Annotated in this window: 8 protein-coding genes; 3 read left to right on the plus strand and 5 right to left on the minus strand. The window is 55.6% G+C overall.

Going from position 1 to position 6,003, the window contains the following annotated elements:
* Positions 1-707: 707 nt before the first annotated feature.
* Positions 708-1,085 (minus strand): hypothetical protein, encoded by a 378-nt coding sequence (locus F1542_RS16550; protein ID WP_193733967.1) that lies wholly within the window; start codon positions 1,083-1,085, stop codon positions 708-710.
* Between the two features lie 143 nt (positions 1,086-1,228).
* Here F1542_RS16550 and F1542_RS16555 point away from each other — a divergent pair, with 143 nt between their 5' ends.
* Together F1542_RS16555 and F1542_RS16560 are read left to right on the plus strand one after the other, a co-directional pair.
* Positions 1,229-1,447: an antitoxin MazE family protein gene (locus F1542_RS16555; protein ID WP_031943922.1), complete on the plus strand. Its 219-nt coding sequence runs from the start codon at positions 1,229-1,231 to the stop codon at positions 1,445-1,447.
* Entirely contained in the window at positions 1,444-1,767 is a 324-nt protein-coding gene (locus tag F1542_RS16560; protein ID WP_193733968.1) for a type II toxin-antitoxin system PemK/MazF family toxin, read from the plus strand. Before F1542_RS16555 ends, F1542_RS16560 begins: the two co-directional genes overlap by 4 nt.
* Positions 1,768-1,851: 84 nt before the next feature.
* Here the strand turns inward: F1542_RS16560 and F1542_RS16565 are convergent, their stop codons facing one another.
* Genes F1542_RS16565 through F1542_RS16575 form a run of 3 tightly spaced genes read right to left on the minus strand, consistent with a single transcriptional unit; the run spans position 1,852 to position 3,023 of the window.
* A complete protein-coding gene (locus F1542_RS16565; RefSeq protein WP_193733969.1) occupies positions 1,852-2,124 on the minus strand; it encodes a HigA family addiction module antitoxin in 273 nt (90 codons plus the stop codon).
* A gap of 17 nt (positions 2,125-2,141) precedes the next feature.
* Positions 2,142-2,690: a hypothetical protein gene (locus tag F1542_RS16570; RefSeq protein WP_193733970.1), complete on the minus strand. Its 549-nt coding sequence runs from the start codon at positions 2,688-2,690 to the stop codon at positions 2,142-2,144.
* Positions 2,691-2,693: 3 nt separating this feature from the next.
* Positions 2,694-3,023, minus strand: a complete 330-nt coding sequence (locus F1542_RS16575) for a mobilization protein (RefSeq protein ID WP_193733971.1) — start codon at positions 3,021-3,023, stop codon at positions 2,694-2,696.
* A 160-nt stretch (positions 3,024-3,183) separates the two neighbouring features.
* Between F1542_RS16575 and mobQ the strand changes: the two genes are divergently transcribed.
* Positions 3,184-4,509 (plus strand): MobQ family relaxase, encoded by a 1,326-nt coding sequence (gene mobQ / locus F1542_RS16580; protein WP_193733972.1) that lies wholly within the window; start codon positions 3,184-3,186, stop codon positions 4,507-4,509.
* A gap of 39 nt (positions 4,510-4,548) precedes the next feature.
* Here the strand turns inward: mobQ and F1542_RS16585 are convergent, their stop codons facing one another.
* On the minus strand, positions 4,549-5,136 hold the full coding sequence (locus F1542_RS16585; protein WP_193733973.1) for a hypothetical protein: 588 nt from the start codon (positions 5,134-5,136) through the stop codon (positions 4,549-4,551).
* Between the last annotated feature and the right edge of the window lie 867 nt (positions 5,137-6,003).

The following is a 6,003-nucleotide window of genomic DNA, read 5'->3' on the forward strand; positions in this document are numbered from 1 at the left end:
ACCCGTGCTTAAAAACCAAGCTTATCTTTGCCGCAAACTTGCGTGAAAACAACGCAAAAATGCACTAGGGGTAGTGCATAGCTGGTGCACGGGGGGTAGTGCATAGCTCGTGCACTACCCCCCCCCCACAAGTCATTGAAAACAAAAGAGAAAAAAAATGCTCCTTCTAATGATCTAATGGGGGTTCGTTTTCGTGTGTTCTGACGATGGGGGACGATGTCTGAACGGACCACTTTCCTTCCCCTAAAAATTAAAAATTCCACTTGGTGATGTTGGGTGTGCCGGTGGGAATGTGGATTGAGCGTGGAGCCGGTGGGCAGCGGTGTGGGCAGACGGTGGGCAGGCCGTAGGGCTGTCCACGGGCTGTCCACACCGCTGCCCACGGGCGGAGCGCGGCCCGAAGGGCAATCCACATTTCCACGGGCTGGATGTACCACGCCGGGAGTGTACGCGCGCGAGCGGCAAAAAAACGACGTTGTATCGGCCAGCTCCGGCGCTTCGCGCGCTACGCGGTTCCTGCTCCGCACTCACCCGGAGCCTGTAGGCTGTCGTTCGTTGGCACTGCTGATCTGCTCAGGAAGGGGAGTGGTTGGCGAAGCAGTCGGCTCATTACGCAGCTACAGCGCGTCAGAAGGCCGTAGAAGGCACCATAGGATCATTTGAATGGATTTGTATGCGCGATGCCATGAAGGGGCCTGTACGGGCATTTACGGGCCTTCAGGCGCTGTCAGCGCTCCTTGATGTTCGAGACTCCCAACCTTTTTTTGCTGCTGGGTGTCCTTCAGGCCGTCCCGTATGAGCGCATAGGCTTTCGCAGCCACCGATTTGGGAATGGGAGCACCTGCCGCAGACAGTTGGGCGATCATGCTGACCAGACGTTCCGCGTCAGACAAGTCTGTCGTCTGTCTGACAGGTGTGTCAGACAGGTTTTCTCCCTGTTTTCTGCCACTTTTTATGTGGGAGCGAATTGCCCTGTCCAGCCAGTCGCCAATCGTGAGACCTTCCCGCCTGGCCGCCGACAGGGCGGCATTCCGCACTTCTGGATGAACGCCACGGATTGACCACGGCTTGGGGTCGTCTGTCATGTCTGACTCCTTGTCTGACTTGTCTGACAGGGAATGTGGTGGTGTTTATCTGCCCGGCACAAGCAAAACAGTGAGTTCCAACCCGACCGGGAAACATTGAACCTGAACACCTTTCCTGTTACATGTAACGGGGAGGATATGTCATGACCCCTGTTGCCATCCGCGTACAGAAGCGCCGTGAAACGCTCCGCAAGGCGGGGTTACGCCCTGTCCAAATCTGGGTTCCCGATACACGGGCAAAGGGATTTGACGAGGAATGCCGCCGTCAGGCCATGCTGGTGGCCCTGGCTGACTCGCATGATCCAGATATTGCCTCTTTCCTCGATGCGGCTGCTGTCGATGTGGATGGCTGGGAGGCATGAAGCGCGGAGACTTTGTAACCGTTGCCCTGCAAGGCGATCTTGGCAAACCCCGGCCTGCATTGGTGGTGCAGGCTGATCGGTTCGACATGACAGCCGCTGTGACTCTCCTGCCCCTCTCCAGCGCCCTTGTGGATGCTCCCCTGCTTCGCCTGACAATCCGGCCTGACGAGCAGAATGGGCTACGGAAGCCATCACAGGTCATGATCGACAAACCGACCACCATCAACCGCGAGAAGGTCGGTCCCGCTTTCGGGATCGCCAGCGATACCCTCATGCTGTCTGTCAGTCGGGCGCTCGCCCTTTTTCTCGGACTGGCGTAGGGCAATCCATATCCCCCGCTTCTGGATGCACCCCACGGCTTAGGGTTGTCTGACATGTCTGACTCTTTGTCTGACTTGTCAGATTCAGGGCGCATTGTTGCGCCTGGCCCACCAGTCGTCATGAGCCGCCTGCATTCTGATCCAGAGGCCGGGGCCATTTCCTAACAGTTGGCCCAGCCGCTCTGCCAGATCGGGGGTGATAGGCTTTCGTGCGGCCAGCAGCTCATCGAGGCTCTGGCAGGATATGCCGAGCGCCTGTGCGATTTCTGGCGCATCCATGCCACTGGCAGGAAAGACGTCCATCCGCAGCAATTCACCGGGATGGGTGGGGCAACGGTTTATATCCCGTGGCATCATTCACTCCTGACGTGAAGTTATGACGATGGGAGCGACCATTCAGGCCCCCCGCCGGTGTCTCTCATCGGGATGCACCAGCGTCCGCCATTCTTCTGGACGACATGATACCCCTCGATCCGGCATCGACCGAATGCCTGCACCTCTCCAACCTGATCCATCTGATAGGCGAGCGCCCCGGATGGAGAAGATGCCGCCCATTCAGCCAGGGCACTTCGCTCCTTGGCCTGTTGCTGAACTTCGGCCAGTCCTTCCGCGTATCCACCCCGATGCCCGAAGGTGTATCCAAGGAAGGCCGCGACGAAAACAAGAAGCAGGGCCGAGGTGCTGCATGTCCAGATCAGGGCCTTTCGATCCCCACTGATGTACCCAGTTACAGCCTTGCAGCTTTTTTCCACTTCATCCGCAGATTTTTTTATCTCGTGGGCCGACCTTTCTAGGAACTGGACGTGTTCAGGGATCGTGTCGGTAATTCTGGAATAAGCCTCCTGTGACTTGATGATCGTCTGCCGGAGCTTTTCCAACTCCTGCAAAGCAAAATCGTCATCATCATCACCAGAGCTATTCATGAATTATGCCCCCGTATGGACGCCATCTGCTGTGGTCGGATTCTGGTCGTTTGCAGGTCGGGGCGTGACAAAGCCATGATCCCGGAAAGCTTTTACATCCTGTTCCCGTGTGAGACGCTTCAATAGTTCATCAATGACCCGTGAGAACCGCTCATCCCGTTCGGCAAGATTGAGCAACGTCGCGCCGAGAATTATCTTTTGCCTGTCAGCAATTTTTCTCTGCTGCTTGTTCTCAGCCTGTTTGGCATCACGTAAGGCACGTTTTGCCTGTTCGAGACGTTCTTCTGCCGCGAGAACTTTTGCCGACTTCTTGTGATGGACTGTATCTGACATGACTACAGTTTCCCCCTATACTTATTAGTATATCATGAATAGCTGTTGACCTCAACCCTTAATGCCGATTAGGTATTAAGGGCGCACTTATGCAAACTCTGCGAGTTTGCGTGCGTCAGGGGCAAGCCCCTTGAAACCCCTTTTGTGGAGAGCGTGTCCCGTGGCGATCTTTCACTTGTCCGTCAAAACCGTATCGCGGAGTACCGGCAGGAGTGCCGTTGCCGCTGCGGCTTATCGGACAGGTGACACGTTGACCAACGAACGGGATGGACGCCATCACGACTACACCAGACGGTCAGGCGTCGATGGCTCATTCATCATAGCACCGACCGGGTGTGATTGGGCGATGGATCGTTCGCGTTTGTGGAACACGGCAGAGCAGACCGAGAAGCGCTCCAATTCGGTTACAGCCCGTGAATATGTCCTGGCCCTTCCTGCCGAACTGGACGCCACGGAGCGATCTGATCTGGCGCGGGCTTTTGCTGGGGCTTTGGTCGAGCGTTATGGTGTGGCGGCAGATGTTGCCCTGCATGCTCCCAGCCGCGAGGGAGACGAGCGGAATCATCACGCGCATATCCTCACCACGACCCGCGAGGTCGAGCCGGACGGTCTAGGCAAAAAGACCCGCATACTGGATGCCGCCAAGACAGGCGGGCCAGAGATCGAAAGCCTGCGCGAGCTGTGGGCCATGCAATGCAATGAGGCGCTCGAACGCCACAACAAGCCTGCCCGTGTCGATCATCGCAGTTACGAGCGGCAGGGGGTCGAGAAGATGCCGACCCTGCATCTCGGTCCGACCAGTGTGACCATCGAGCGGAAGCATCAGGCCGAGGCCGAACGGAAAGGGGAGGATTATCAGCCCCGGACGTTCAAGGCGCAGGAGAACCGGCGCAGGCGCGGCCTGAATGAGCGCGTGCGTGAGCTGGCCCAGGAACTGGCAGGCGTCATCCAGAAGGTTCGTGCTGCCAAGAAAGCCGCTGCCAGCTCACTTGTGCGGGCCTTTGGCCGCAGTCGCCGGGCTGAACAGGAGACCGAAGCCAGATATGCCGAAATGCTGCGCCAGCGTGAGGCGGAGCAACGACGGCAGGCCGAGGAGCAACAGGAGCGGGCCGCAGAAGTCCGCAGGAAGGTTTTGAAGCGGCAGGAGGAGCAGAAGCGGCGGATCGAGAGCAGGCTGGCGCAGCTCATTCGTGAAGCGCCGGAAAAGAGGGCGGAGCTGTTCGCCAGATTTTACCCGACAGATCCTCTCGCCCGTGCTTTGGATGCCAAGCTGTATCACATGGGGCTGGAGGATCTGGCGGCCGAGGAAAAGGCCGTCAGGACCGGACTGGAGCGATACGAGGCGCAGGAACGGCAGAGGCGGTCCGAAGGGCCAGGCATGCGCATGAGAGGCCGAGGACGTGGCCGGGGTGGGCCGTCCCGGTCGAGGGACCGGGACACGGACCCCGATCCTAGTGGCGGCGGATCGAGCTTTGAGCCGTTCTGATCGCCTTGGGCTGTCGCCCAGGGCGATCAAGGATAGGGTTTAGCGTGGTTGTACGTCTGGTGTTGCTTCTGGAGGGGCCGTCAGGGTGGCTTTCTCCTGCTGTGCGCGGTCAAGTATTGCACGCGCTTCGACAGGCATAATCACATCGTCATAAGGGCGTATGGTTGGATCATCGGAAATGAAATCAATATGGAATGGCTGATCTAATGAAGCTATATAGTTTATGAGGTCTGTAGTTACAAAAGCAGCATCTTTTGTGCTTGATAAGCAATCTCTACTTACATCTGATACGGAACCAACGGTGTAGACATGTTCGTCACCACAATTTGTTTGTGACATTAAGTTTTCAATATTCACATACTTTTTTTCTCCATTAACAGTATATTCGATATGCTGATATACATTTGTTCCAATTCGAAGATCGGCACCAATAAAGTAATTTGTTGCGCCTGTTTTTCTGTTTATCATAGAACCTAAAAATGAATTAACCCAAACTTCGGTTCTGTTGTCTTTCATTTCAGTATAAACAATACCGTTAGTGTAAAGTCCTTTCTGACTTATTAGTATCGTATCAATCCAAGGCTTATTTACTACTCTAGTTTTTTCTTGTATTTTTTCTTCACTCATCTTCGAAAGATAAGATTCTTTACTCCTTTGTGCCATCTCATTTGAGCAAGAAGTGAGTGATAGACAGAGTATGCAAGAAGATACGGCGTATAGTATTTTATTCATTTGAATTGTCCTAATAAATGCCTATTTGTAACCGTTTGTATATTAAAATCTGTAGCTTCACTATTGCCGTCCAGTAATATCTTCAATGTCCATTTGACGGGCTGGTATGTCCGGCTCCATCCCATCCAGTGACGGTTGAGACGGGGGCGGCATGCCGGGGCCTGTCGGGAGCTGGCGTTCGCCCGGATAGAGCGATGGCAACTGGCGGAGAGGCGGCTGTTTTCCCAGCATGGCCTTGTCTGGCTGTTCGTCGGCCGAGATCACCACAGAGGCCGAAAATAGGCTGTGACGGATGCCATCGCGCGGGCCTGACCATACAACCCGATCATTCAGCACGTAGGCGTTGACTGTGCCTCGGTCGCCAATCTGACGGACCTCAAGCCAGAGGCCGGCTTTGAGGACGCTTAATGCTCGTTTCACCGTATCAATCGATCGGCCCATAAGCTTTGCCAGTGTCTGTTGGCTGATTACGACCGCGTTGTGTGGCCCTACTCTGGCCACGAGTAGGTGCAAAAGCTCTGCTGCCCGTGGTGAATCTCGAAGGAGGGCGGCCCATGCTTCATGGGCCGCCCGTTCAGTCTGAACCCATGTTCCTGACTGCCGCTGCGAGGACAAATCTTGCTTAGACATTCCGCACCCGTGCTTAAAAACCAAGCTTATCTTTGCCGCAAACTTGCGTGAAAACAACGCAAAAATGCACTAGGGGTAGTGCATAGCTGGTGCACGGGGGGTAGTGCATAGCTCGTGCACTACCCCCCCCCC

The sequence above is a fragment of the Komagataeibacter sp. FXV3 genome (assembly GCF_015155755.1).
GTDB lineage: Bacteria > Pseudomonadota > Alphaproteobacteria > Acetobacterales > Acetobacteraceae > Komagataeibacter.

Bases quoted from the DNA above. Each gene is read 5' to 3' on its own strand.
- F1542_RS16550 (WP_193733967.1), bottom strand. From the start codon at position 1,085: ATGACAGACGACCCCAAGCCGTGGTCAATCCGTGGCGTTCATCCAGAA.
- F1542_RS16555 (WP_031943922.1), top strand. From the start codon at position 1,229: ATGACCCCTGTTGCCATCCGCGTACAGAAGCGCCGTGAAACGCTCCGC.
- F1542_RS16560 (WP_193733968.1), top strand. From the start codon at position 1,444: ATGAAGCGCGGAGACTTTGTAACCGTTGCCCTGCAAGGCGATCTTGGC.
- F1542_RS16565 (WP_193733969.1), bottom strand. From the start codon at position 2,124: ATGATGCCACGGGATATAAACCGTTGCCCCACCCATCCCGGTGAATTG.
- F1542_RS16570 (WP_193733970.1), bottom strand. From the start codon at position 2,690: ATGAATAGCTCTGGTGATGATGATGACGATTTTGCTTTGCAGGAGTTG.
- F1542_RS16575 (WP_193733971.1), bottom strand. From the start codon at position 3,023: ATGTCAGATACAGTCCATCACAAGAAGTCGGCAAAAGTTCTCGCGGCA.
- F1542_RS16585 (WP_193733973.1), bottom strand. From the start codon at position 5,136: ATGAGTGAAGAAAAAATACAAGAAAAAACTAGAGTAGTAAATAAGCCT.